Genomic DNA, 22,347 nt, shown 5'->3' with positions numbered 1-22,347 from the left:
CCGGGCCACATCAGGCCGTCTGGTCGTCCAGAGTCCTGATGTGGCGCACCGGTGACGCGAGCAGCCACAGCACGGCGAGCACACCACCGAGGCCGGCGACGACAAGTGTCGGTCGCAGCCCGATGGTGGTGCCCAACGCGCCACCGACGAGCGCGCCGAGCGGTCGGACGCCGTAGTTGACCGCGCTGTAGGCACCGGCGCGGCGTCCGCGCGCGTCGTCGGGCGTCACCGCGGTGAGGAGGGCGTTGAGGTTGACGTCCATCAGCATCACCCCGACGCTGGAGACCGCCTCGATGGCCGCCAGCGTGGCCACCTTCGTCCAGGTCGGCCCGGACACCAGGGCGGTCAGCGCCAGTGGCGCGGGAAAGAGCACCGCGCCGATCATCGCGGTACGCCCCAGCCCGATGGCACGCGAGATCCGTGGCGCGAGCGCCGCCCCCGCGAGCCCACCGACTGCCCCGAATCCGAGGGCGATGCCGATCGCGCCGGCCGAGAGGTCGAGTTCGCGACTGGCGTAGAGCACCAGCAGGGCGCTCGCGATGAAGGTGAAGAAGTTGACCGTGCTGGTGCAACCGAGGGCGGCCCGCAGCACGGGGTGCCGCAGCACCAGCACGAGCCCCTCGCGGACCAGGCCGAGGGTGGACGTGTGGCGCGGCGGCGGAGGCGGTTCGGTCACCGGGATGCGGCGCAGCAGCAGCGCGGAGCCGAGGAAGGACACCGCGTCGACGACGATCGCGGCCGGCGCGCTCAGCGCCTGCACCAGTCCGCCGCCGACGGCCGGCCCGGCGAGGAACGACAGTGACCGGCTCATGCTCAGCTTGCTCGTCGCGTCCACGTACGCCGATCGCGGCACCAGGGCCACGAAGAACGCCTGGCGGGCCATGGCGAACAGGACCGCCGCGGCGCCGGTGAGCAGCGCCACCAGGTAGAGCTGGGTCAGGGTGACCGCGCCGAACAGATAGGCCACCGGCAGGCTGAACAGCACCGCGGCGCGGACCAGGTCCGCGATGATCAGAAGTCGCCGCTTGTGGGTGCGCTGGTCCACCCAGGCACCGAGGAACAGGCCCAGCAGGTTGGGCAGCCAGATCAACGCGGTGAGGACACTTACCTGCACGGGCGTCGCGGTGAGCAGGGTGACGGCGATCAGTGGCAGGGCCAGTTCGCTGATCCGATCACCGAAATCGGAGATCGACTGACCGATCCAGAAGGTGCGGAACCGCCTGTCGCGAAGCAGGGCCGGCGGGGGCACCGCGTCGGTGGCGCACTCGGTCTCGGCGCCGGTGGCGTTCACGACGCGGCCGGGCCGGCGCTGGTTTCGGCCGGGCCGTCGCCGACCCCGGACGGGGCGTCGTCCGTTTCGGCCGGGGCGTCGTCGCCGGGCTCGGGCAGGAGGTAGCGCAGCATCCGGACGATCCGCGCGCCGTCCGGGGACGACTCCTCCTTGCGCCGCACGTACGGAGCGATCAGCTCCTCGATCGACTCCTCAAGCTGGCGCAGCTCGTCGGCGGTGGCCACGAACCGGGTGTCGGCCATGCCGGCCAGAGCGCGCCACTCGGGGTCCAGCCGGGGCTCCTCGCGCAGCAGCCACTGCTGGGGCGCGTCGGCGTTGCGGGCGAACATCTCGCCGCGCAGCTGTTGGCCGGCGGACTGCCCCTCGGCGCTGTCTGGCACGGTGAATCGGAATCCCCGGGCGACGGCCTGCCACCAGCGTTCCCGCTTGCTGGTGGCGCCGTCCCAGTCGGTGACCAGACCGAACGTCGCGAGGTGCCGCAGGTGCCAGCTGACCACCGACGGTGTGGCGCCGACGTGCGGCGACAGCCCGGTCGCGGTGGCCGGGCCGTGCCGCTGCAGGTGTTCGAGGATCGCCAGCCGCACCGGATGGGCCAGCGCCCGCAACGCCTGTGGCTCGCTGATCTCGAAATCCCCGTACGGATTCTTGAGAGACATGTTTCGAAAGTAGTCTCTCACGTTGGCTCCGGCAACCCCGAGCCGCGCGCGACCGCCCGGCGATCAGGCGATGCCCAGCCGCGCCAACGGCTCCACCAACTCCCGCTCCTCGTAGCTCAGGTGCGACAGCAGGGCGTCGGTCAGCAGGTCCACCGCCGCCCGCAACTCGGCGAGACCGTCCGGAGACCCGACGTACGCGACAAGCGCCCGGTCGACGCCCTCCAGCACGTCGTGGATGACGTGGTGCTCCTGCTCCAGCCGGTCGACCACCGGGCCGAGTCGGGGGTCCCGCGCCCGCAACCGAGGAAAGAACGACTGATCCTCGATGGTGTGGTGGGTGGTGACGATCCGGCAGTACGACTCGCAGTAGACGCCGAGCGTCCAGCGGTTCTGTCGCATCGTCATGGTGTTGATGTGGGACCGGGCCGCGCCGGCGTCGATCTCACCGGCCGCCACCTGCTCGATCAGATCGTGAATCTGGGCCAGCTCGCCACGCAGGCCGTCGTGGACCTGCACCAGGTGCGCTCCGGTGGCCTGCTCGTGCGGGGTGTACGTGCGGTCCGGGTCGGGCGCGGGCCCGGTCGGTCGGGTCGACTCGTCCCAGACCTGCTGGTCGCTGCGCCGCACGCCGTCGTCAGGGGTCGGCACCACGGCGAACGCGCCACCGGTCACCGTCGCGCGGCTCGGCCGCACCCCCGGCTGCGACGCACGTCCGGCGCCGGGCTCCGACGCACGTCCCGCCCCGGGCTGCGGCGAACGTCCCGGCTCCGGCGCACGCTCCGGCTCCAGCGCACGCCCCGACCCCGACTGCGACGCACGCTCCGATTCCGACTGCGGCGCAGGCTCCGGCTTCGGCTCCGGCTTCGTACCACGATCACGCTCGGCCGCGACCAGCTCGCGTACCGCCGGAGCCACCTCGCCGGCGAACCGGCGCAGGTCGTCGGGGTCGTCGCTGCCGAGGATGAAGGCGCTGACGCCCTCCCCCAGCGCCAGCTCGGCCAGCTCCCGCGCCCACTGCTCGGCGGGCCCGTTCAGTGGCCCGCGCCCGGCGGCCGAGAACTGTCCGGAGATGTTGAGCAGCCGGCGCACGTCCCGCGGTGACCGGTCGGCCTTCCGCGCGGCGTCGTCGATTGTCGCGTTGCCCCTGGTCAGGTCGCCCGGCTGGAGATATCTCAGCGACGGCAGCCAGCCGTCAGCCTGGCGACCGGTGAGCTGGAGCATCCGGGGCTTGTACGCGCCCAACCAGATCGGCACCGCGTGCGCCGGCGCCGGCCCGCGCTTGGCGCCTCGCACCCGGTAGAACTCGCCGTCGACACGTACGCCGCCACGCGCCTCGGCGTCCCAGACCTGGCGGATGACCTCGATGGCCTCCGCCAACGCGCGTACGCCCTGGCCGGGGGTGAGGCGTCGGCCGCCCATCGCCTCGATGGCGTCCCAGAACGCTCCCGCGCCGAGACCGAGACCGACCCGGCCGCCGCTGAGCAGGTCGAGGCTGGCCACGCTGCGGGCGAGCACCGCCGGCGGGCGCAGCGGCAGGTTCGTCACGTTGGCCGCCACGTGCACGTGGCTGGTCCGCGCCGCGACGAAGCTCAGCAGGGTCCAGGTGTCGAGGAACGCGGGCTGGTACGGGTGGTCCTGGAAGGTGACCAGGTCCAGCCCGACCTGCTCGGTCAGGACGGCGAGGTCGACCGTACGGGTCGGGTTGTCACCGCTGGGGGTGACGAACGATCCGAAGACCAGGTCATGGCCGTAGTCGCTCATCTGCGAGCCTCCCGATGTCACGCGACGCCCCGATCGAAGCGTCATGACCACAACCTTATGTCAGACAGAACATCTGCTGCCAACAAGGTCTTCGTCACTGCGCTATTGTCGGGGGATGACGGGTGCCCCGCACTGGCCGGACCGGCCCGATCCGCTCGACGACGACCTGGGCTGGATGCTCGGGATCGTCTTCCGTGGCTACGTCCGGGTGGCCGAGCACACGCTCACCGACTTTCCCGGCGGCCCACGCGGCTACCAGGTGCTCACCGCCGCGATCACCGGGCCGGCCCGAAACCAGGGTGCGATCGCGGAGGAGCTGGGCATCGACCGCACCGTCCTGACGTACCTGATCGACGACCTGGAACGGCCCGGGTTCGTCGCCCGTCGGGCGGACCCGGCAGACCGGCGTAACCGGCTCGTCGACGTCACCGACGTCGGCCGCGCCGCCTGGGAGCAACGGCGTCTGGCGCTGCGGCAGGTCGAGTCGCGCCTGTTGGGCACGCTCACGCCGGCCGAGTCGGCGACGCTGCGGGCACTGCTCCAGCGGGTCGCCTGCTCCGTTCAGGCGACGGACCCGCTGCGGGACCTCTGCGAGGTGGTGTCGCAGGTGCAACCCACGCCGCACCAGACCGACGCCCCGGCCGGCCGCGGCGGGCGGAGCGCCGCCCCCCGAAGCCGTCGCCGCGCCACCGACTGACCCCGGCGACGGCCGCCGGGCAGAAACGCGACGCGGGCCCGCCCGGCACCCCGACGAGGTACGTCGAGCGCGGCCGGACGGACCCGCTGGATGGCGCGTGGGATCAGCGCACGTGCACAAACACCGGGTTCGAGTAGAACCACAGGTCGTCCCACGGGCTCTCCAGCCCGTCGGCGAGCGGCTCGGCCTCGTCGGTGCTGGTGCCCCGCACCCGCGCGTAGGTGTCGGCCTCGACGTTGCGCAGCGTGTGCCGGATGACGTAGTCCTGGCCCTGCCGACGCCAGTCGCGCGGGCCGAACCGGGCCACCACCTTCGTGGTGGGGTTGGTGTCGGCGTCCAGGCTCGCGCTCGGGCCGGTGATCTGGCCGACGATCAGGTCGACCCGACGAACCTCGGGACGGTCCCCGTTCCCGTTCACGCCGCCCAACGGACGGAACGTGATCTCGATCTCGACATCGGTACGGCTGCGACGGCTGACCGTGATGGTCTCGCCCACCTCGGCGGTCTTGCCCTGGGATGTGGCGGTGACGTCGAGACTGCGGATCAGGTCGCCGGTGGTGACCCAGATCCGGCCGTTGCGCAGACCGTCCATGATGTCGCCGTAGTCCTGGCGGGCGTGGACGTAGGTCTTGCTGTACTCGCCCGGCCAGAAGTCGGAGCCGCCGCGGGTCCAGTGCACGTGCGAGTCCGACGTCGCGGTGATCCACCAGCGCCGCCCCTCACCGAGCAGCGAGTCCCACAACCCGCCCACCCGGGCGGTCATCTGGTCGAAGCCGCCGTAGGTGGGGTGGTTGCCGTAACCGCCGCGCTTGCCACCGTTGAGGGGGCCGGCCTGGTGCCCGGGCGCGCCCTCGAAGCCGATGTAGACGTCCGGAGCGGCGTTGTTGCCGTTGCGGAACTCCCGCGGGGTGTCCTGGCCGTAGACGCCGAGCCCGGGCGCCGAGCGGGACGCGTGGTGGGCGATCACCAGCGGCTTGTGCGGCATCCCCCGGGCGACCTTGAGGAACTCCACCATCTTGGCCTCGGTGTCCCGGACCGGGTCGGTGGGGAACGCGTCGTACTTGGCGAACCGGCTCTCCAGCTCGAAGAGCTGCTTCGCCTCGTCGTCGTGGCGCGGGATCATCAGCGTGTGGTGGTCCAGCGAGGGCGCGTCGAACTCCATCCCCCAGAACTGGAGCACCTCGGGGACCAGCTTGCGGGAACGCAACAGGTCGGGGTACGCCTGCTCGATGTTCACCTTGGAGTGGGTCGGTCCACCGTGGTCGGTGCACATCGCCCAGGTCAGACCGAAGTTCTTCGCCATGATGGCGTTGGTGACGATCGGGTAGACCGCGTCCGCGCCCTTGTGGAAGACGATCGGGCTCTTCGTGGTGTCGAACTCGCCGCTGTACTCCGAGTGGACGTGGTGGTCGCCAGCGCGCCACACACGGTTCTTGGAGTTGCCCCGGTCGCCCGCGTCATCGCCCGGCCGACGATCCTCGTCAGCCCACGCCGCGCTGGCGCCGACCAGCGGGCTGGCTGCGGCCAGCGTCGCGCCGACGCCCGCGTACTTGACCAGCTTGCGCCGGGACAGCTGCGCGTGTTCGGTCTCTTCGGGTTGCTTGTCTCGCACTGCGGGCCTCTCCTCGATCAAGCGAATTGCTCTTTCGATCAAGAAGCCTCGAAGAACGTCGTGAACATCCGTCGTACGGAGAGCGGGTCCACGATGAACACCCAGGCCTGACCTGCCAAAAGACCTGTCGACGATAGCAGCGGGTCACCTGTCGACCGCAGGGCGTTCCGGTCCGGGCCGGCGGCCTGGACGGGACCGTCAGGGCACCTGCCGGGTGTCGCGGGGCGTCCGTGCGGCCGACGGGCCGGTCGGCGCGGTCACCACCGGCGGTGCGACGTCGACGGCGGGCAGCACGGCACGACCGGTGACCGGAAGGACAAGCGTGCTGCGACCGAGGTCGACCCGGACGGTGGCGTCCCGGTCGGCGGCCTCGGTGAACTGCGGGTCGCTCTGGCCGAGGACCAGCCCGAGCACGTGCCCGGCGGGCACCACCGCGTCGTACGCGTTCAACGGGACCGTCACCGTGTACCAGCGGTCCGGTCGCAGCGGCGTGGTGAACCGCAGCGAGCGGTGGTGCGCGGCGTCGAGCCATCCCCGGGTCAGCACGGCGTGGTCGGAGACGGCGGTGACCTCCTCGGTGTCCCGGTAACAGGCGTCGTCGACGTCGGTGGAGGCGCCCCAGCAGGACTCGGTGTCGAGTGTCCGCACTCCCCCCGCACCGTCGAGCAGGATCCGGTCGGCGGTTCCGTAGTCGACGAGGCGGGCGGTCAGCTCGGTGGTGGGCCGATCCACGCGGATCCGCAGCCGCACCGACGGGCTGCCGGAGATCCGCAGCGCGGTGGGCAACGTGCCGGAGAGGAAGACCAACCGGCCGGCGGTCGCGGTGTTCGGCGCGGCGACCACCTCGTCCTCGAACAACGACTCGTCGACGTACTCCTGCTCCTGACCCGGCCGCGCGCCGCGCCCGCCGAGCGTCCCGGTCACACCGTCACCGGCGCCGAGGGCCACCCGCACGTCCCGGGTGCCGGGAGCGGGCCAGTCGCGCTGCGTCGTCCACGTGCCCGGCGCGGTCTCCAGGTCGACCCGCGGCTCGTCCATCACCCCGTTGCGCAGCCCCTGCAACCAGTAGTCGAACCAGCGGTGCAGGGCGGCCACCCACTCGGCGCGCCGAACGTCGAACGGGTCCTGGTGACCGGTCTGGTGCAGCCAGAGCTTGCGGGGCACACCCTGCTCGGCCAACTCCTGCCACCAGCGGCCGAACTGGTTGGTCGTGACGTTCAGGTCGTTGAGGCCGTGTGCCAGGAAGACGCTGGCCCGGACCCGGTCGGCCGAGGGCCGGTAGTCCCGCCGCGCCCAGAACCCGTTGTAGTCGCCCGTCTCCTCGGCGCTGTCCGCCCGCAGCCGTGCCAACACCTGCGCGCAGGCCTCCTCGGGGCGGCCGTTGACGACGGAGTGCAGATAGCCGGGATAGTCGGTGGCGACAACCGTCCCCCGGTAGCGCATGTAGTCGTACCAGCTGGAGATCGCCGAGATCGGCACGATTGTGGCCAGCCCCGGCACGCCGGTGGCGGCGACCCCGTTGGCGACCGAGCCGTCCCACGACTTGCCGATCATCCCGACCCGCCCGGTGCTCCAGGCGGCGCTGACCGGCCGCCCGGCGGCGTCGTACGCGCGGGCCCGCCCGTTGAGCCAGTCGATCACCGCGGTGGCGCTGCCCACCTCGGCGGGACCGCCGACGTCCTCGCAGCCGGTCGACCGGGCGGTGCCCGCCAGGTCCACGGCGGCGAAGGCGTACCCGCGCGGGACGAAGTAGTTGTCGTAGAAGAGCGGGGCCTTGGCGATCACGCCGTCCGCGTCGTACGTCTTCAGTTCGCCCTCGTTGCCCCGACCACAGCAGAGGTAGTAGGGCGAGGCGTCCATGATGACCGGCACGCGTACGCCCGCGTTGGCGGCCTCCCGGGGCCGGACGAGGTCCACCGCCACCCGGTCTGGCACGCCGTCACCATCACTGTCGGCGCGGGTCTGGACCCAGACGCTCTCCCGGATGGCGTCGGCGTAGGAGTAGACGGGGACGGTCTGGTCGCCCACCACGTGCGGCGGGAGCGGGCGGGGCCGCGCCGCCGTCTCGACCGCGGGGACGGGTGTCGGGCCCGAGGCGACCGCCGACGCGGCGGGCAGTGCCGCCACCAGCAGGCCGGCCAGGACGCCGGCGACCCCTGCGGGGGCGCCGGCGGACAACGGTGCGAACCTCATCGATGTCCTCCCGGGGAGCGACACACGTATCACGTTCCATCGAATCGATGCACGTCTAGTTTAGTGCCCGCGGCGGGCCCCGGTGCCGGACAAACAGTCCTCGGACGACCGAGCGGGCTGACGCACTGCTCAGATTCGGGCGCGGGGCAGCCATCCGAGGAATCGGAGCCGGACCCGGGGCAGCGGCACGGCGGGCAGATCCTGGGCGGCGGCCACGAGGCAGGAGCCCAGATAGACCGCGAGGGCGGTACGCGCTCCGCCGAACTCGGCGAGCAGCTGGCTCTGCTTCGTGGCGCAGGGCCACTCGCGACCGCATCCGGTGCAGGTCCAGCTCGGCGGGTTGGGCAGGTGCTCCGGCAGTTTCGCGCGGCGGTACCGGCCGACGACGCTGTTGTCCGCGCGTACGTCGCGGCGGCGCGGCATCGGGCGCCCGTTGCGGGGTGCGCTCGGCCGGGCCCCCGGCAGGTAACGCCCGACGGTGCCGAGCAGCACCCCCACCCGGATCAGGGCGTCCGGCCCGACGTGGTGGGCCAGCAGAGCGGTCATCAGGTAGTGCCCCAGCAGGTCGAACGCCTCGCGGGTCAGGCCGAGGTCACGGCAGAGGTCGACGAAGCCCGGCGTGGTCAGCGGCACGCGGTTGTCGAGCGCGCGGCGCAGCACCTCGCGCAGGTCGGCCCCGAGTCGCTGCACGACGTCGCTCTCACCCAGCCCCAGGCTGTCCTCGTCCACCACCCGGGCCAGCGCCTCCGCCACGGCCAGTCGAACGACGCGGTCAGGATCAGTACTGTCCAAGGCGCACCCTCTCGTCGGCGGGTCACCCGGCGGCGGCCCGATCGCCAGCGACGCCGGGGAATCATGAACAAGATTTCGCTGTCGCCCGCGACGATGGCTAGGACAGTGGACGCAGAACCCGCGGACGGGCTAGTCGGAAAGCGAAGTCGGCAGGCCGACACACTGCGGTGATTGGTAGGACGACTGACGGTGATTGTCGTATGATGACATTCCCATCTACGGATATTGCGTCCCCTTAGCTCCTCGCCGACCAGTCAGTCACGACGCCACCTCGATCGGTCGCTGCCGTCCCGCTCGCGACGTTCCACCTCACCGCACCGCCGGCCACCGTCATGCCGAGTCAGCGCCGAGCACCTCGGCACGTTGCGACCTGGCCGCCGGCACCAGCTCACCTCCCGGCGGCACCTCCACCGGACGGAGACAGCCGATGACGTCAGCACCACTGCAGACCCGACACTTCGACAGCCGCGACCCGGTGGCCATCCACGAGTTCCTGTCCGCGACGTACGACCCGAAACTGCGCCTGGACAGCAGGAACCAGTTCCGGCTCACACATCAGCGCGTCGACGCCGGCCCCTTCGCCATCGCGACCACCCGGCAGACCGGGCACCTCGACATCGGCGCCAGCACCCTCGACGGGCTGGTCCTCGGGCGCACCCGCACCGCCCGCGTCGATCGCGTCTGCGCCGGATCGGTCAACCGGTTCGACCCCGGCGACGTCTTCCTCGTCACCAAGCCGGAGGAGGCCTGCTCCGTACGCTGGCATCCCGGCGAGGTGGAGCTCTGCGTGCTGGATCTGGCGGTGCTGGAGCAGGTGGCCACCGCCGCGCCGGCCCGGCGACCCGGTCGGATCCGATTCACCGACCTGGGTCCCGCCGACGAGGCCCTCGCCCGACAGTGGCGCACCACCACGAGCTTCGTCAGCGACGTCGTCCTGAACAACCCGACCGTCAGTGCGCAACCGCTGGTGATCGGCAACGCCGCGCGGATGCTCGCCGCGGCGGCGCTCGCGGTCTTTCCGAACACCGCGTTCACCGAGCCGACCGCAGCCGACCGACACGACGCCAGCACCGCCACGTTGCGACGGGCGATTGGTTTCATGGAGGACCACGCCGACCGGGACATCAGCGCGGCCGACATCGCCGCTGCCGCGGGCGTCTCGCTGCGGGCGGTGCAACTGGCCTTCCGCCGTCATCGCGGCACCACCCCGATGGCGTACCTGCGGCGGATCCGGCTCGCCCGGGCACACCACGACCTGCTGCGCGCCGACCCCCGCCAGGAGACCGTCTCGGCGATCGCCAGTCGGTGGGGGTTCGCCAGCCACAGCAGGTTCACCGCCCGATACCACGCCAGCTACGGCGTGCCGCCCCGCGAGACGCTCCATGCCTGAGACGGGCACGGGCCAGCCCGACGGGTACGGAGCGCCGGTCCCCGGTGGACCGGGAAGCCCCGTCCCGGCGACGACACCCAGGGACGAGGCGGCTGTCGAGCGGCGCGGCTTCCTCCAGCCCGACGATGTACGCGACCTGGTGGCGGATCAGTTGGGCAGCGCCCGGAGACTCACCACCCTGGATCGGCTCGCCGGCGGCAGCAAGAAGGGTGTCTACCGACTTCGGCTGGACGACCAGACGACCGTGATTCTCTACGTGTGGGCGGCTGACGAGAACTTCTGGCCCGCGTCACCGACCGTCCCGGACGACCCGTTCACCGACGCGTCGGGCGCGGACCTGTTCGCCATCAACCACGCGGCCCTCACCGCCGCGGGCGTACGGGTCCCGCGGCTGCTGATGCTCGACCGGGGCGGCCGCTATCTCCCCTCCGACATCGCGCTCGTCGAGGACGTCGGTGAGGTGACTCTGGAAGCGCTGATGGCCCGCGACCCGGTCGCAGCCGCGGCTCCGCTGTCGACGCTCGGTGACTCCTTGCGCCGCATGCACACCACGCTTGGCTCGCACTTCGGCAAACTCGCGGCGATCAGCCGCGGCGAGGCGGCCCAGGCCCGATGCGCGGAGGACGTCGTCGCGGACCGCGCACTCGGCCATCTCGACGCGGTGGCGACCCGCGACGCGCGACTCGCGGACGCCCACGACCGGGTGGTCGCCCATGTGCGTCACCTGCGCGGCGCGGTCAGCGCACGACAGGTGTACGGGCTGGTGCACGGTGAACTGGGGCCCGATCACGTTTTCGTCACCCCTGCCAACGAACCCGCCCTGATCGACATCGAGGGCCTGACGTACTTCGACGTCGAGTGGGAGCACGCCTGGCTCCGGCTGCGCTTCGGCGACGCCTACCCGGCACTGCGCCCCGTCGACCTCGACCCGCACCGGCTCGAGTTCTACCGGTACGCGCAGGTGCTGTCCCTGATCGAGGGCCCGCTGCGGATCGCGGAGACGGACTTCCCCAACCGGCAGTGGATGCTGGACCTCGCCGAGTGGAACATCGCCAAAGCCCTCACCCCGCTCTGACGCCGCGCCCCGCGCCGGCGGCGAGTTAGGCCGGGTGCGCCTCGGCCCACTCGCGCATGCTCCGGGGCGTGCGGCCCGTGACTCGCTCGATCGCGTCCGTGACCGGTGCCGCCTTGTCGAGGTGTGCCTCCCACGTGGCGAAAAGTAGATCCGCAGGCGCATGCGGGGCGATCTCCGCACGGGCGGCGGCGGGATCGCTCTGCTCGTAGCGCAGTTCCCGGCCGTGGGTCTTGCCGATCAGCTCAATCTGCTCCCGGTGCGTCAACGACTGCGGTCCGGTGACGTGGTACCGCTGCCCGCTGTGCCCGTCCTGCGTCAGCGCCACCACAGCGATTGCGGCGAGGTCCGCGGGGTGGATGGGCGAGCCGGCAGCATCCGCGTAGGGACCGCGAACGACATCTCCGACGGCGAGCTGGCCCGGGACGTCGAAGGCCCATTGCAGCGCGTCGGCAGAGTTGATGTCCAGCCGCAGGAAGGTCCATTGCATGCCGGAGCCGATGATCGCCTGCTCGATCCCGTGGTGTACCACCGCGACGTCGTTAGGCTGCTGATCGGCGTCGTCGTCGATCTCCGCCGTCGACTGGAACACAACGCGCTTGACGCCCGCGTTCTTCGCCGCCTCGATGAGCTCTGGCACCCCAGCCCCCATGGCGAGGACGAAGACTCCGTCCATGTCCTCTACCGCGGCCGCCAGACTCGCGGGATCGTTCAGGTCTCCCGCCACGACCTCGGCGCCGGCGAGGAGATCGGCCTGCTGGGGATCACGGGTCAGCGCCCGGACCGGCACGCCGATCGACACCAACTGCTCGACAATGGAACGGCCCACGGGCGTACTTGCCGCAGTCACCAGAATCTTCGTGTTGTCCATGCCGCTGACTCTGGCAGCCCAGTAGGAACATCAGCTTCCTACTGGGGTGGGAAACTTCCGGCATGTTGGAGACGTCAGCGCGGTTGCTCCGCCTGCTGTCCTTGCTGCAGACCCCGCGTAGGTGGAGCAGCACGGAACTGGCCGAGCGGCTGAGCGTGACCACGAGAACTGTGCGTAACGACGTGGAGCGCCTCCGTACTCTCGGCTACCCGGTGCACGCCACATTCGGCACTGACGGTGGCTACCGCCTCGCAGCCGGCGCCATTCTGCCGCCGCTGCTGCTCGATGACGACGAGGCTGTCGCGATCGCCATCAGACTGCGCACCGCCACACCTTCCGTGGCTGGCGTCGAGGAATCCTCCTCACGCGCCCTGGCCAAACTCGAACAGGTGCTGCCCACACGACTGCGCAACCGGATCAGCGCTCTACAGAACTACAGCGTCGCTGTCTCTGCCGGCGCCGATGACAACCAGGTCGCGGCCTCGACGCTCAGTGAGATCGCCGCCGCCTGCCGAGATCAGCAACGGCTGCGCTTTGACTACCGCTCCCACGACGCCACCGAGTCCCGACGCGAGGCCGAGCCCTACCGCCTGGTCAACTGGGGTAGACGCTGGTACCTCGTCGGCTGGGACATGCAGCGTACGGACTGGCGCACGTACCGGGTCGACCGCATTGCGCTGCGCCTACCGCACGGGCCTCGATTCCTCGGTCGCCCACTGCCGGATGCGGACATCGGAACGTATGTGCTGCGGGGAATCGGCAGTGCGGTGTGGCGGCACCGGGCGACGATCATTGTTCACCTGCCCGCCGAAGTCGCCCTGGAGCGACTCCCACCCGCAGTCGGACCGGTGGAGGTGGTCGACGACAACCGCTGCCAGGTGCGGACGGGGTCGGACAACCTCGAGCAGCTTGCTGTCTGGTTCGGACTGCTCGGCGCGGACTTCGAGGTCATCGAGCCGCCGGAGCTCATCGCTCACCTGAACATGCTCGCCAACCGGTACCGACGAGCCGCTGGCGGCACATGAGGCAACGATCCGTGTGGCGGAGCGAGTGCCGTTGCAGTTCAAGCCCGGTCGCGCTCGTGGGTGTCGCGGGCCGTCCGTACCTCGGGCACCGAGGCTTCCAGCAGGTCGGCGAGGCCGCGCAACTGCTCGGCGACCCGGGCGCCGAGGGGGGTCAGCGAGTATTCGACGCGTGGTGGGATCGCGGTGAGCACCTCGCGGGTGAGCATTCCGTCGCGTTCGAGGGTCTGCAGGGTCTGGGAGAGCATCCGCTCGCTGATGCCGTCGATGCGGCGACGCAGCGCGTTGAACCGGTAGCGGCTCTCACCGAGCGCCAGCAGGGCGAGCGAAGCCCACTTCGAGGTGACGTCCTCGAAGGCGGCGCGGGAGGTGCATCCCCGCGCGAAGACATCGCTGACGAATTCCTGGGTAGGCCCCGCCGGGTCCTGGGCCGGCATGTCGTTCACCTCACCAGCCTACCCGACGGTTACCTATCAGCTTGTGCTGTAGATTCGTAAGTGCTGGCAAATCGTCACCGTCCAACCGGAGGTTCCCATGCCCACCTATGCCGTCACCGGCGCCACCGGCCGGCTGGGCCGCCTCGTGATCGAGCAGTTGCTCGACTCCGGCGTACCCGCCGCCGAGATCGCCGCCGTCGTCCGCAGTCCGGAGAAGGCCGCCGACCTGGCCGCGCGCGGGGTCGAGATCCGCCAGGCCACCTACGACGACCCGTCGACGCTGCCCGGCGCCGTGGCCGGCGTACGCCGCCTGCTGCTCATCTCCGGCGACACTCCCGGTCAGCGCGTCGCGCAGCACACCGCGGTCATCGAGGCGGCCGCCCTCGCCGGGGTCGAACGCCTGATCTACACGAGCATCCTGAAGGCCGACACCACCACGAACCCGCTCGCCCCGGAGCACAGGGCCACCGAGGAGGTTCTCGCCTCGTCGGGTCTGACCCACACCGTGTTGCGCAACAGCTGGTACATCGAGAACTACACCGACCAACTGCCGCAGTACCTGAAGACCGGCACGATCCTCGGCGCCAGCGGGGGCAGCAAGATCTCCGCCGCGACCCGGGCGGACTACGCGGGCGCCGCCGTCGCGGCGCTGACCCGCCCCCAGGACGGTAACGCCGTCCACGAACTGGGCGGGACCGCGTTCACCTTCGACGAGTTGGCCGAGGCCGTCACGGAGGTCACCGGCACGACGGTCGTCCACCGGGACCTGTCGGCCGCCGAGCTGGCCTCGACCCTGGAGAACGTCGGGCTCGACGCCGGCACCGCCGGGTTCGTCGCCGCACTCGACCACTCGATCGCCCTCGGTGAGCTGGCGACCGACAGCGACGACCTGAGCCAGCTGCTCGGCCGGCCGAGCACCCCGCTGCGCGACGCCGTCCGGGCAGCGCGGGCCTGACCCGGCCACCGACCACGCGGGCAGCGGGATCTCGTCCCGTCGCCCGCGCGGTCGCCCGCGATCATTGATCTTGGCTAGGCTGGCGGGCATGCCCGCCAGCCCCGTGCCCGCCCAGCGGCGCGAGCCGGGCCCACCCGAGCAGCACCGATCCCGTTGGACCGCGCACTGCGCCAGGCTCGCCGGGTCACGCCCCTTCGAGATCGTCATCGTGGTGGTCATCCTCGCCAACGGGGTCGTCCTCGGCCTGGAGACGTACGACGACCTGACTCCGGCGGGCACCGCACTGCACTGGCTGGAGCTGGTCTTCCGCGCCGTCTTCGTCGTCGAGATCGGCGTCCGGCTGGCGGCGTACGGCAGGCGTCCGCAGGACTTCTTCCGGCACGGCTGGAACGTCTTCGACTTCGTGGTGATCGCGGCGATCTTCATACCGGGCCTGCACGGCGATCCCGCGCTGCTGCGCGTCGTACGGGTCGCCCGCATGGTCCGGTTGGTGCGGTTCTCGCCGGGCCTGCGGACCATCGTCTCCGCGCTGTGGCGCAGCCTGCCGGGCGTCACCGGTTTCCTCGCCCTGGCCGTGGTGACCCTCTACGTGTACGGGATGGCCGGCTGGCTGATCTTCGGCAGCCGGTACCCGGACGAGTACGGCGACATCGGCAGGTCGCTGCTGACGCTGTTCGTGCTGCTGTCGCTGGAGACGCTGCCGGACCTCATCGAGCAGGGCATGGCCATCTCGCCGTGGACGCTGCTCTACTACGTCAGCTACGTCGTCATCACCGTCAACCTGCTGCTCAACATCCTCATCGCCGTCATCGTCAACTCGATGGAGGAGGCACGCCGGTTGGAGATGACCGAGCGGCTGGCCCCCGACTACGACGAGGACGGCGACGGCGTACCGGACGAGGTGGACCGCATCGCGCTCACCCAGCGGCTGGACGACCTGCGGGCGGTCATCGCCGAGTTGGAACGCGAGTTGCGGATCGACCGGGACGACGGGCACGGCCGGCCGCACCGGGACGGCAGCCGCAGCAGACGGTGATCCGACCCTCGCGCTCCGTGCTCCCCTTCGGATAGTGTCGACGGCGGTCCCACCGCTCCGGCCGAAGGGCACCGCCATGACGACGACTGTCGACAGCGCCCATCCCGACGCCGCCGTGGCAGACCCGCTCGGCACGGTGATCGACGAGGTGATCCGCCCGCGGTCGGCGATCGTCGACCGGGAGGGGACCTTCCCCCGACCGGGTGTCGACGCCCTCGCCGCGGCCGGCCTGCTCGGCCTGGCCTCCTCGACCGAGGTCGGTGGCGGCGGTCACGGCATGCGCGTGGTCGCCGAGGTCGTCGAGCGGCTGGCCGCCGAGTGTGGGTCCACCGCGATGGTGGTGCTGATGCACTACGCGGCGACCGCCGTCATCGAGGCGCACGGCCCGCGCGAGGTCCGCGCGGCCATCGCCACCGGCGGCCATCTCGCCACGTTGGCCTTCTCCGAGTACGGTTCGCGCAGCCACTTCTGGTCACCGACCGGCACCGCGAGCACCACCGACGACGGCACGGTCCGCCTCGACGCCCGCAAGAGCTGGGTCACCTCGGCCGGCGAGGCCAACAGCTACGTCTGGTCGAGCCTCCCGCTGTCCCGCGACGCGGGGCCGATGACGCTCTGGCTCGTGCCCGCCGACAGCCCCGGCCTGACCGTGACCGGCGATTTCGACGGGCTCGGCCTACGCGGCAACGGCTCCCGGCCGATGACCGCCGACGGGCTCCGCGTCCCGTCGACGGCGATGATGGCGGCCGACGGCGCGGGGCTGGACACCGCCCTGGGCGCTGTTCTCCCCTGGTTCCTGGTGCTCAACGCCGCGTTCTGTCTGGGTCTGGCCGACAGCGCGGTCGCCGAGGCCTGCCGGCATCTCACCGGGACGACGCTCACGCACACCGGCGCCGCCCTGCGCGACGCGCCAGTTCCTCGCCGCGACCTCGCCCGACTGATGATCCGCACCGACGCTCTGCGCGCTTTCCTGGGCGACACCCTCACCGCGCTGGAGACCGGCCGCGACGACGCGATGCTGCGGGTGTTGCAGGTCAAGGCCCTCGCCGGCGAGACCGTCGCCGACGTGACAGATGGCGCGATGCAGCTCTGCGGCGGCAGCGCGTTCCGCCGGGAGTTGGGCCTGGAGCGCCGTTTCCGCGACGCGCGCGCGGCCCGGGTGATGGCACCGACCACCGACGCCCTGCACGACTTCGTCGGTCGGGTCGCCACCGGGCTGCCCCTGTTCGACGAGGCCAACCGCTGATGCCGGCGCCGAGGGTCCTGATGGGCGCTGTCGCGTACGACCCCAAGGTGGTGACCATCTGGGAGGGTTTCCGAGCCTGGTTGCGCGGGCGGGGCCTGGACTTCGACTTCGTCCTCTACTCGCACTACGAGCGACAGGTCGAGGATCTCGTCGCCGGCCGGATCGACGCGGCCTGGAACTCGCCGCTGGCCTGGTTGCGGGCCGAACGGCTGGCGGCAGCCACCGGCGCCGCCGTCCACGCGCTGACCATGCGCGACACCGACCAGGACCTCACCTCGGTCGTGGTGGTGCGTGCCGACTCCCCGGTGCGACAGGTCGCGGATCTCGCCGGGAGGCGGGTGGCCGTCGGCGCGGTGGACAGTCCACAGGCGACGCTGCTCCCGCTCGACCACCTCGCGACCGCAGGCGTCGACGTCGACGTCCGCCGCTTCGACGTCGGTGTCGGCCTGCACGGCGACCACGTCGGCGGGGAGCGCGACGCGGCCCGTGCCCTGTTGAGCGGGGAGGTCGACGCCGCCTGCATGATCGACGCCAACCACCTGGGGTTCGTGCGGGAGGGCACGCTGCCGCCCGAGGGCACCCGGATCGTCGGGCAGACCGCGCCCTACGACCACTGCAACATGACGGTCCGCGATCCGGAGTCCGCCGGGGTCCAGCTCTTCGGCACACTGCTGCTCGGCATGTCGTACGCCGATCCGCAGGTGCGTCCGCTGCTCGACCTGGAGGGGCTGACGGCCTGGAAGGACGGTCGCACCAGCGGATACACCCTGCTTGCCAGGGCGGTCGACGTCAGCGGCTTCTACTCTCCCGACGGGCGGGTGACGGCCACGGACTATCGCCCGTGAGCGGCCCGCCGGCCGCCGACGTCGAGGTCCACCTCGGCGATCTGGGCTTCGGCCGGGGAGCGCACCTGCTCGTGCAACGCGCCCTGGCCGGCCTGCCACCCGGAGGCCGGGTGGCGGTGCTCGGTCGCGACCCGGCGTTGCCCGTACACCTGCCCGCCTGGTGCCGTGGTCGGGGTCATCGGGTCGAGTCGCCGGCTCGGGGCGACAGCGGTGATCTGGTGGCGGTGGTCGTACGGGGGACGGCGGACGACGACCGCTGGTTCGGCGCGGAACGGGCCGGGCCCGCGCTGCCGTCGGCGCTGAGCAGCCGCCCACCGGCGCGTTGGGGGCTCGGCGCCCGGGGCGCGCTGCTCGAGGCCGGCGGCCCCGAGGCCCGGTTCGACCTGGATGACCGGGACCTGGTGTGGGCCGAGATCGCCCCGCAGTTGTACGCGCAGGCGGCGGCACGACAGTGGGATCCGCAGGCAGCGGTGCCGTGGAACGATCCGTTCGTGCTGCCGGCCGACGTCGAGGCCGCGGTGGTGCAGGTGATGACCTACCTGGTGGAGAACGAGCAGGCCGCGCTCGTCGTACCGGCCCGGTTCGTGGGGCGCATCCACCCGCACTTTCGCGAGGTGGTGCAGCTTCTGGCCGTGCAGATGGCCGACGAGGCGCGGCACATGGAGGTGTTCAGCCGACGGGCACTCCTGCGCGGCGTCGAGTTGGGCACGTCGTCGGCCGGCGGCCGGCAGTCGCTCTTCACGCTCGTCGCGGAGTCCGACTTCGCCCTCGCCTCGTTCCTGCTCTCCGTGCTCGGCGAGGGCAGCTTCGTCGATCTGCTGTCGTTCCTGCACCAGTTCGCCCCTGACCCGGTGACGCGCCGGATCTGCTGGCTCGCCATGCAGGACGAGCGCCGGCACGTGCTGTTCGGCATGGCGCACCTGGAACATCAGGCACAACTGGACCCGCTGCTGCGCGGTCGGCTGCGGGCGGCCATCCACCGCCGCCACGACGCGCTGGTCGACACCGCGGGCCTCAACGCGGACGTCTTCGACGCGCTCGTGGTGCTCGCGTCGGGTGGTTGGCACCCGGACGAGGTGTCCGCCGGCTTCGACCGGGTGCAGGCCCTGCAACACGCGATGGATCAGGGCCGCCAGCGCCGGCTCGTCCGCCTGGGCTTCCGGGCCGACGAGGCCGCCGCGCTCTCGGCCCTGCACACCCGCAACTTCATGTAGGCGATCCCCGCGCATGCCACGGCGTGCGCGGGGATCGCCCGACGGCAGGTCAGCGAGCGGTTGTCACTGGCCGAGCAGGGTCCGGATCTGACGCGCGTAGCCGGCCACCGTGAAGTCGGGGCTGACGGAGTCCACCAGGATCAGGTCGTTGATGGTGTGGTTGACGCGCAGCGGCAGGATCGCCTGGTACTCGGCGGAGTTGTACCAGGCCTTCGCGGTCTCCGCGTCCGGGAACTCGATCAGGACCGCCGAGCCCTCCCAGGAGCCCTCGATGACCTGCACCTGGGCGTCCAGGACGAGCCACTTCGCGCCGTACGGCTTGGTGGTGGCCTCCACCTGCTCCAGGTAACGCAGGGACTCCTCGGTCGGCACTCCACCCGGGATACGCAGGTGGTTGATCAGGTACGTGCTCATGTCTCACTCCTATGGGGTGATGGTTACCCGGTCGAATGCGTACGACCGGTCGTCTTATAACGGATACAGTCCGTGGCAAACAGGACAACGCGGACTATTACGGTTTGGATCCGGCGCGACTCACGTGAGGATCCGCCCCGTGGTGATCGTGAGGAACTCGTGGAGGGCGGTCAGGTCACCGGAGGCCTTCGCCCGCGCCGCCGCACCCTCGTAGCTGGAGACGATGAAGCCGGCCAGGTCACCGGCGGGCTCGTCACCGTGCACCTCACCGGCAGCCCGCGCCTGCTCGATCGCCACGGCGAGCACGGCGACCCAGCGACCGAGACCGGCGTCGACGGCAGCCCGCAAGACGTCGCTGTGCGCGGGAATCTCACTGGCGAAGTTGCCCAGCAGGCAACCGCGATCCCCCATCGTGTCGCCAAGGCCGGTGATGTATCGCAGGTGGCCGACGATCCGCTCGCGCGGCGTCCCACCCCGCTTCTCGTCGAGCATCTCCAGCCCCATTGCCGCCGAGTATCTCGCCACCGAGTCGAGGGCGAGATCCTCCTTACTGGCGAAATGGTTGTAGAAGGTGCCCTTGGGCGCACCGGCGGCGGCGACGATGTCCTGAACGCTCGTCCCGTTGTAACCGCGCATGTGGAACAGATCCAACGCGGCGTCGGACAACCGCTGCCTGGTCCCGGCCGAGGTCGACGACTTGGGTCGTGGCATGTCGTGACGCTCCTTCGCTCGGGCCCTGGCTGACACCACTACGATATGACCGGTCGTCTCGAAATGCCAGCGATGTGACCGCCGTCATCCCGCAGTACCGTGGAGGGCCATGACCAGCGACTCCAGCGCGGTCCGCGAGGCACTGCTGCGGCTACGCGAGCAGACCGAGGCCCAGGCCACCGCCCTGGAGGGCGACCTGCGGAGCCTCTTCGAGGCGTCCCGGTCGTCGAACGCCGACGACGAACACGACCCCGAGGGCAGCACCATCGCCTTCGAACGCGCGCAGCTCACCGCCGTGCTGGGCGCGGCCCGCCGCCGCCTGGCCGAGCTGAACGTCGCGCTGGGCCGGGTCGACGACGGCAGCTACGGCGTGTGTGAACGGTGCGCCCGTCCCATTCCGGCCGAGCGCCTGCTGGCCCGCCCGTCGGCGCGGACCTGCGTGGCCTGCGCCAGCCGGCGGTGACGGTGCCGGCGGCCCCGCCCGACGGCGTCGACACCGCCCGGCACGACTGCCGGCAGGACCGCCGGCATGTTGACTCCTGCCGGGCGTCCTGCCTGTCTCCCGGCAGCGGCCGTTGCTTGACTCAGCGGCATGACATCACTTCGGAAAGCGATCACCCGTACGGTGGTCGTCGGGGCACTGGTCGGCGCGACGGCGCTCACCGGTCCCACCTCCGCGTACGCGGAGTCCGGCCAACCGGGGGCCGCCGGGGCCGCCAAGTCCCTCCTCGACATCATCCCGGCACAGACCCTGGACCAGATGGTCGCCCAGGCCCCACTTGTCGACGCGGCCAATGTCATCCGCACCGCGGTGGACCGCGCGCCGGCACGCGGCTATGCGGGCATCGGCCTGGTCGACGACCACGTCACCCTGTGGTGGAAGGGTGCGCCGCCCACCGACATCGCCGCGGCCGTCACCGCCGCCCGCCGCGCCGCGCCGGTCGAGGTGGCCAACGCCACCTACTCCCGCGCCGAACTGCGCAAGGCGGCCACCAGACTCACGCCGGTGGTGGAGGCCGACCCGACGGACGCCAGCCACGCGGTCCGGCTACGCACAGACGGCAGCGGCATCGAGATCGCCGTTGACCGCACCCCGAGCGCCAAGCTGCCGAAGCTACCGGTCACCGGCGTGCGTACCAGCCTCGTCGAACGCGACCAGATGGTCGAACGGTCACGGGCCAACGACGCCGCGCCGTTCGACGGCGGGGCCGGCATCGGGTTCACCACGCCCGGGTGTACCGCGGGCTTCGGCGTACGCAACGCCGACACCAACGCCGGTTACATCCTCACCGCCGAACACTGCGGTGCCATCGGCTCACCCTGGCACGTCGGCTGGAACAAGACCACCGGCACCGGCACCCTGGTCGGCTACGCGGTGGACAGCAACGACGACCACGACACGATGATCATTTCGACGGCAACGCCCGGCAACCACCTCTACGTCGGCGGCCAGCAGGACGAGGTCCGCGCCCAGGTCATCGGCTGGACCGAGGTCTTCCCCGGCCAACTGCTGTGCCAGTCCGGCTACACCTCCGCGGGTGCCATCGGCGGTCCGGTCTGCAACCTGCGGGTCGACTACCACTACGACGACATCGAGGACCTCGTCGAGGCCACGCAGCTCGACGGCAACGAGGCCGCACGGGGCGGCGACAGTGGCGGCCCGGTCTACGCCGTCAACGCCAACGGCACCGTGCTCGCCGCCGGCACCACCACCCGATCGGCCGGTCGGGGCTTCGGCTTCCAGGACTTCGCCACCGCCCGCGACGACTACGGCAACATCGTCCCGGCGACGAAGATCGCCAGCACCTGCCGGGTCTCCTTCGTCGTCACCAACTCGTGGGTCACCGGCTACAGCGCCAGCGTCACCGTCTACAACGACGGCCCGGCCGCCAACGGCTGGTCGCTGGGCTTCACCTTCCCGGGTGGACAACTCGTCGAGGGCCACTGGAACGGCCTCTTCCAGCAGGCCGGCTCGGCGGTGACCGTCACCAACGAGAACCACAACGCCAGCATCCCGACCGGCGGCGCCGTCAACTTCGGCTTCACCGCGAGCGGCCCCCCCGCCACGTCGGCACCGTTCACCCTCAACGGCACCACCTGCAACTGACAGCTGTCCCTGCACACCGGGCCCC

The 22,347-nt window shown here is 71.2% G+C and carries 21 protein-coding genes; 11 read left to right on the top strand and 10 right to left on the bottom strand.

Going from position 1 to position 22,347, the window contains the following annotated elements; genetic code table 11:
- Positions 1–10: 10 nt before the first annotated feature.
- The 3 genes from ACPXBU_RS02350 to ACPXBU_RS02340 all read right to left on the bottom strand — a co-directional run bounded on the left by ACPXBU_RS02350 (position 11) and on the right by ACPXBU_RS02340 (position 3,708).
- Positions 11–1,291 (bottom strand): MFS transporter, encoded by a 1,281-nt coding sequence (locus ACPXBU_RS02350; protein ID WP_425756039.1) that lies wholly within the window; start codon positions 1,289–1,291, stop codon positions 11–13.
- Complete coding sequence (locus tag ACPXBU_RS02345; RefSeq protein ID WP_425756037.1) at positions 1,288–1,947, bottom strand: ArsR/SmtB family transcription factor; 660 nt, start codon at positions 1,945–1,947, stop codon at positions 1,288–1,290. The genes ACPXBU_RS02350 and ACPXBU_RS02345 overlap by 4 nt, the downstream gene beginning before the upstream one ends.
- A 63-nt stretch (positions 1,948–2,010) precedes the next feature.
- On the bottom strand, positions 2,011–3,708 hold the full coding sequence (locus ACPXBU_RS02340) for an LLM class flavin-dependent oxidoreductase (RefSeq protein WP_425756035.1): 1,698 nt from the start codon (positions 3,706–3,708) through the stop codon (positions 2,011–2,013).
- 115 nt (positions 3,709–3,823) lie between these two features.
- On the opposite strand from ACPXBU_RS02340, the gene ACPXBU_RS02335 reads away from it, so the two are divergent.
- The gene (locus ACPXBU_RS02335) at positions 3,824–4,405 is read left to right on the top strand and encodes a MarR family winged helix-turn-helix transcriptional regulator (RefSeq protein WP_393368756.1); all 582 of its coding nucleotides are present in this window, start codon (positions 3,824–3,826) and stop codon (positions 4,403–4,405) included.
- A gap of 103 nt (positions 4,406–4,508) precedes the next feature.
- On the opposite strand, the gene ACPXBU_RS02330 is transcribed toward ACPXBU_RS02335, so the two are convergent.
- From ACPXBU_RS02330 to ACPXBU_RS02320, 3 genes are all read right to left on the bottom strand, one after another.
- Entirely contained in the window at positions 4,509–6,017 is a 1,509-nt protein-coding gene (locus ACPXBU_RS02330) for a phosphoesterase (protein ID WP_425756034.1), read from the bottom strand.
- 198 nt (positions 6,018–6,215) lie between these two features.
- Positions 6,216–8,210, bottom strand: a complete 1,995-nt coding sequence (locus ACPXBU_RS02325) for a Xaa-Pro dipeptidyl-peptidase (protein WP_425756032.1) — start codon at positions 8,208–8,210, stop codon at positions 6,216–6,218.
- 129 nt (positions 8,211–8,339) lie between these two features.
- Positions 8,340–9,002 carry a hypothetical protein gene (locus ACPXBU_RS02320; RefSeq protein WP_393368748.1) on the bottom strand — a complete coding sequence of 221 codons (663 nt, stop codon included), beginning with the start codon at positions 9,000–9,002 and terminating at the stop codon, positions 8,340–8,342.
- A gap of 427 nt (positions 9,003–9,429) precedes the next feature.
- Here ACPXBU_RS02320 and ACPXBU_RS02315 point away from each other — a divergent pair, with 427 nt between their 5' ends.
- Entirely contained in the window at positions 9,430–10,392 is a 963-nt protein-coding gene (locus ACPXBU_RS02315) for a helix-turn-helix transcriptional regulator (RefSeq protein WP_425756030.1), read from the top strand.
- Positions 10,393–10,531: 139 nt separating this feature from the next.
- Entirely contained in the window at positions 10,532–11,467 is a 936-nt protein-coding gene (locus tag ACPXBU_RS02310; protein ID WP_425756685.1) for a phosphotransferase family protein, read from the top strand.
- Between the two features lie 25 nt (positions 11,468–11,492).
- On the opposite strand, the gene ACPXBU_RS02305 is transcribed toward ACPXBU_RS02310, so the two are convergent.
- Positions 11,493–12,335 carry an NAD(P)H-binding protein gene (locus ACPXBU_RS02305; protein WP_425756028.1) on the bottom strand — a complete coding sequence of 281 codons (843 nt, stop codon included), beginning with the start codon at positions 12,333–12,335 and terminating at the stop codon, positions 11,493–11,495.
- 62 nt (positions 12,336–12,397) lie between these two features.
- Between ACPXBU_RS02305 and ACPXBU_RS02300 the strand changes: the two genes are divergently transcribed.
- Positions 12,398–13,360 (top strand): helix-turn-helix transcriptional regulator, encoded by a 963-nt coding sequence (locus ACPXBU_RS02300; protein ID WP_425756026.1) that lies wholly within the window; start codon positions 12,398–12,400, stop codon positions 13,358–13,360.
- A gap of 38 nt (positions 13,361–13,398) precedes the next feature.
- Here ACPXBU_RS02300 and ACPXBU_RS02295 read toward each other — a convergent pair whose 3' ends face one another.
- Positions 13,399–13,794 carry a winged helix-turn-helix transcriptional regulator gene (locus ACPXBU_RS02295; protein WP_425756683.1) on the bottom strand — a complete coding sequence of 132 codons (396 nt, stop codon included), beginning with the start codon at positions 13,792–13,794 and terminating at the stop codon, positions 13,399–13,401.
- A gap of 97 nt (positions 13,795–13,891) precedes the next feature.
- Here ACPXBU_RS02295 and ACPXBU_RS02290 point away from each other — a divergent pair, with 97 nt between their 5' ends.
- The 5 genes from ACPXBU_RS02290 (at position 13,892) to ACPXBU_RS02270 (ending at position 19,090) form a co-directional block, all read left to right on the top strand.
- Positions 13,892–14,749, top strand: a complete 858-nt coding sequence (locus tag ACPXBU_RS02290; protein WP_425756024.1) for an SDR family oxidoreductase — start codon at positions 13,892–13,894, stop codon at positions 14,747–14,749.
- 88 nt (positions 14,750–14,837) lie between these two features.
- Positions 14,838–15,785, top strand: a complete 948-nt coding sequence (locus tag ACPXBU_RS02285) for an ion transporter (RefSeq protein WP_425756022.1) — start codon at positions 14,838–14,840, stop codon at positions 15,783–15,785.
- Between the two features lie 76 nt (positions 15,786–15,861).
- Positions 15,862–17,031, top strand: a complete 1,170-nt coding sequence (locus ACPXBU_RS02280) for an acyl-CoA dehydrogenase family protein (protein WP_425756021.1) — start codon at positions 15,862–15,864, stop codon at positions 17,029–17,031.
- Entirely contained in the window at positions 17,031–17,876 is an 846-nt protein-coding gene (locus ACPXBU_RS02275) for a phosphate/phosphite/phosphonate ABC transporter substrate-binding protein (RefSeq protein ID WP_425756019.1), read from the top strand. Before ACPXBU_RS02280 ends, ACPXBU_RS02275 begins: the two co-directional genes overlap by 1 nt.
- Positions 17,873–19,090: a ferritin-like domain-containing protein gene (locus tag ACPXBU_RS02270; protein ID WP_425756017.1), complete on the top strand. Its 1,218-nt coding sequence runs from the start codon at positions 17,873–17,875 to the stop codon at positions 19,088–19,090. Before ACPXBU_RS02275 ends, ACPXBU_RS02270 begins: the two co-directional genes overlap by 4 nt.
- Before the next feature lie 63 nt (positions 19,091–19,153).
- On the opposite strand, the gene ACPXBU_RS02265 is transcribed toward ACPXBU_RS02270, so the two are convergent.
- Both ACPXBU_RS02265 and ACPXBU_RS02260 read right to left on the bottom strand, forming a co-directional pair.
- Complete coding sequence (locus ACPXBU_RS02265; RefSeq protein WP_393368721.1) at positions 19,154–19,504, bottom strand: DUF1330 domain-containing protein; 351 nt, start codon at positions 19,502–19,504, stop codon at positions 19,154–19,156.
- Between the two features lie 120 nt (positions 19,505–19,624).
- Positions 19,625–20,215: a TetR/AcrR family transcriptional regulator gene (locus tag ACPXBU_RS02260; RefSeq protein ID WP_425756014.1), complete on the bottom strand. Its 591-nt coding sequence runs from the start codon at positions 20,213–20,215 to the stop codon at positions 19,625–19,627.
- A 109-nt stretch (positions 20,216–20,324) separates the two neighbouring features.
- Between ACPXBU_RS02260 and ACPXBU_RS02255 the strand changes: the two genes are divergently transcribed.
- Both ACPXBU_RS02255 and ACPXBU_RS02250 read left to right on the top strand, forming a co-directional pair.
- Positions 20,325–20,678: a TraR/DksA family transcriptional regulator gene (locus tag ACPXBU_RS02255; protein ID WP_425756012.1), complete on the top strand. Its 354-nt coding sequence runs from the start codon at positions 20,325–20,327 to the stop codon at positions 20,676–20,678.
- A gap of 129 nt (positions 20,679–20,807) precedes the next feature.
- Positions 20,808–22,322: a cellulose binding domain-containing protein gene (locus ACPXBU_RS02250; protein WP_425756010.1), complete on the top strand. Its 1,515-nt coding sequence runs from the start codon at positions 20,808–20,810 to the stop codon at positions 22,320–22,322.
- Positions 22,323–22,347 lie beyond the last annotated feature (25 nt).

The sequence above is a fragment of the Micromonospora sp. DT231 genome, assembly GCF_049847025.1.
Lineage (GTDB): Bacteria > Actinomycetota > Actinomycetes > Mycobacteriales > Micromonosporaceae > Micromonospora.
Note: the sequence above shows the minus strand (reverse complement) of the source record. Positions and strands in the feature narration are given on the sequence as shown.

Excerpts from the sequence above, each read along its gene's own strand:
- ACPXBU_RS02345 (WP_425756037.1), bottom strand. The coding sequence starts at position 1,947 with ATGTCTCTCAAGAATCCGTACGGGGATTTCGAGATCAGCGAGCCACAG.
- ACPXBU_RS02340 (WP_425756035.1), bottom strand. The coding sequence starts at position 3,708 with ATGAGCGACTACGGCCATGACCTGGTCTTCGGATCGTTCGTCACCCCC.
- ACPXBU_RS02335 (WP_393368756.1), top strand. The coding sequence starts at position 3,824 with ATGACGGGTGCCCCGCACTGGCCGGACCGGCCCGATCCGCTCGACGAC.
- ACPXBU_RS02325 (WP_425756032.1), bottom strand. The coding sequence starts at position 8,210 with ATGAGGTTCGCACCGTTGTCCGCCGGCGCCCCCGCAGGGGTCGCCGGC.
- ACPXBU_RS02315 (WP_425756030.1), top strand. The coding sequence starts at position 9,430 with ATGACGTCAGCACCACTGCAGACCCGACACTTCGACAGCCGCGACCCG.
- ACPXBU_RS02305 (WP_425756028.1), bottom strand. The coding sequence starts at position 12,335 with ATGGACAACACGAAGATTCTGGTGACTGCGGCAAGTACGCCCGTGGGC.
- ACPXBU_RS02300 (WP_425756026.1), top strand. The coding sequence starts at position 12,398 with ATGTTGGAGACGTCAGCGCGGTTGCTCCGCCTGCTGTCCTTGCTGCAG.
- ACPXBU_RS02295 (WP_425756683.1), bottom strand. The coding sequence starts at position 13,794 with ATGCCGGCCCAGGACCCGGCGGGGCCTACCCAGGAATTCGTCAGCGAT.
- ACPXBU_RS02290 (WP_425756024.1), top strand. The coding sequence starts at position 13,892 with ATGCCCACCTATGCCGTCACCGGCGCCACCGGCCGGCTGGGCCGCCTC.
- ACPXBU_RS02285 (WP_425756022.1), top strand. The coding sequence starts at position 14,838 with ATGCCCGCCAGCCCCGTGCCCGCCCAGCGGCGCGAGCCGGGCCCACCC.
- ACPXBU_RS02280 (WP_425756021.1), top strand. The coding sequence starts at position 15,862 with ATGACGACGACTGTCGACAGCGCCCATCCCGACGCCGCCGTGGCAGAC.
- ACPXBU_RS02275 (WP_425756019.1), top strand. The coding sequence starts at position 17,031 with ATGCCGGCGCCGAGGGTCCTGATGGGCGCTGTCGCGTACGACCCCAAG.
- ACPXBU_RS02265 (WP_393368721.1), bottom strand. The coding sequence starts at position 19,504 with ATGAGCACGTACCTGATCAACCACCTGCGTATCCCGGGTGGAGTGCCG.
- ACPXBU_RS02260 (WP_425756014.1), bottom strand. The coding sequence starts at position 20,215 with ATGCCACGACCCAAGTCGTCGACCTCGGCCGGGACCAGGCAGCGGTTG.
- ACPXBU_RS02255 (WP_425756012.1), top strand. The coding sequence starts at position 20,325 with ATGACCAGCGACTCCAGCGCGGTCCGCGAGGCACTGCTGCGGCTACGC.
- ACPXBU_RS02250 (WP_425756010.1), top strand. The coding sequence starts at position 20,808 with ATGACATCACTTCGGAAAGCGATCACCCGTACGGTGGTCGTCGGGGCA.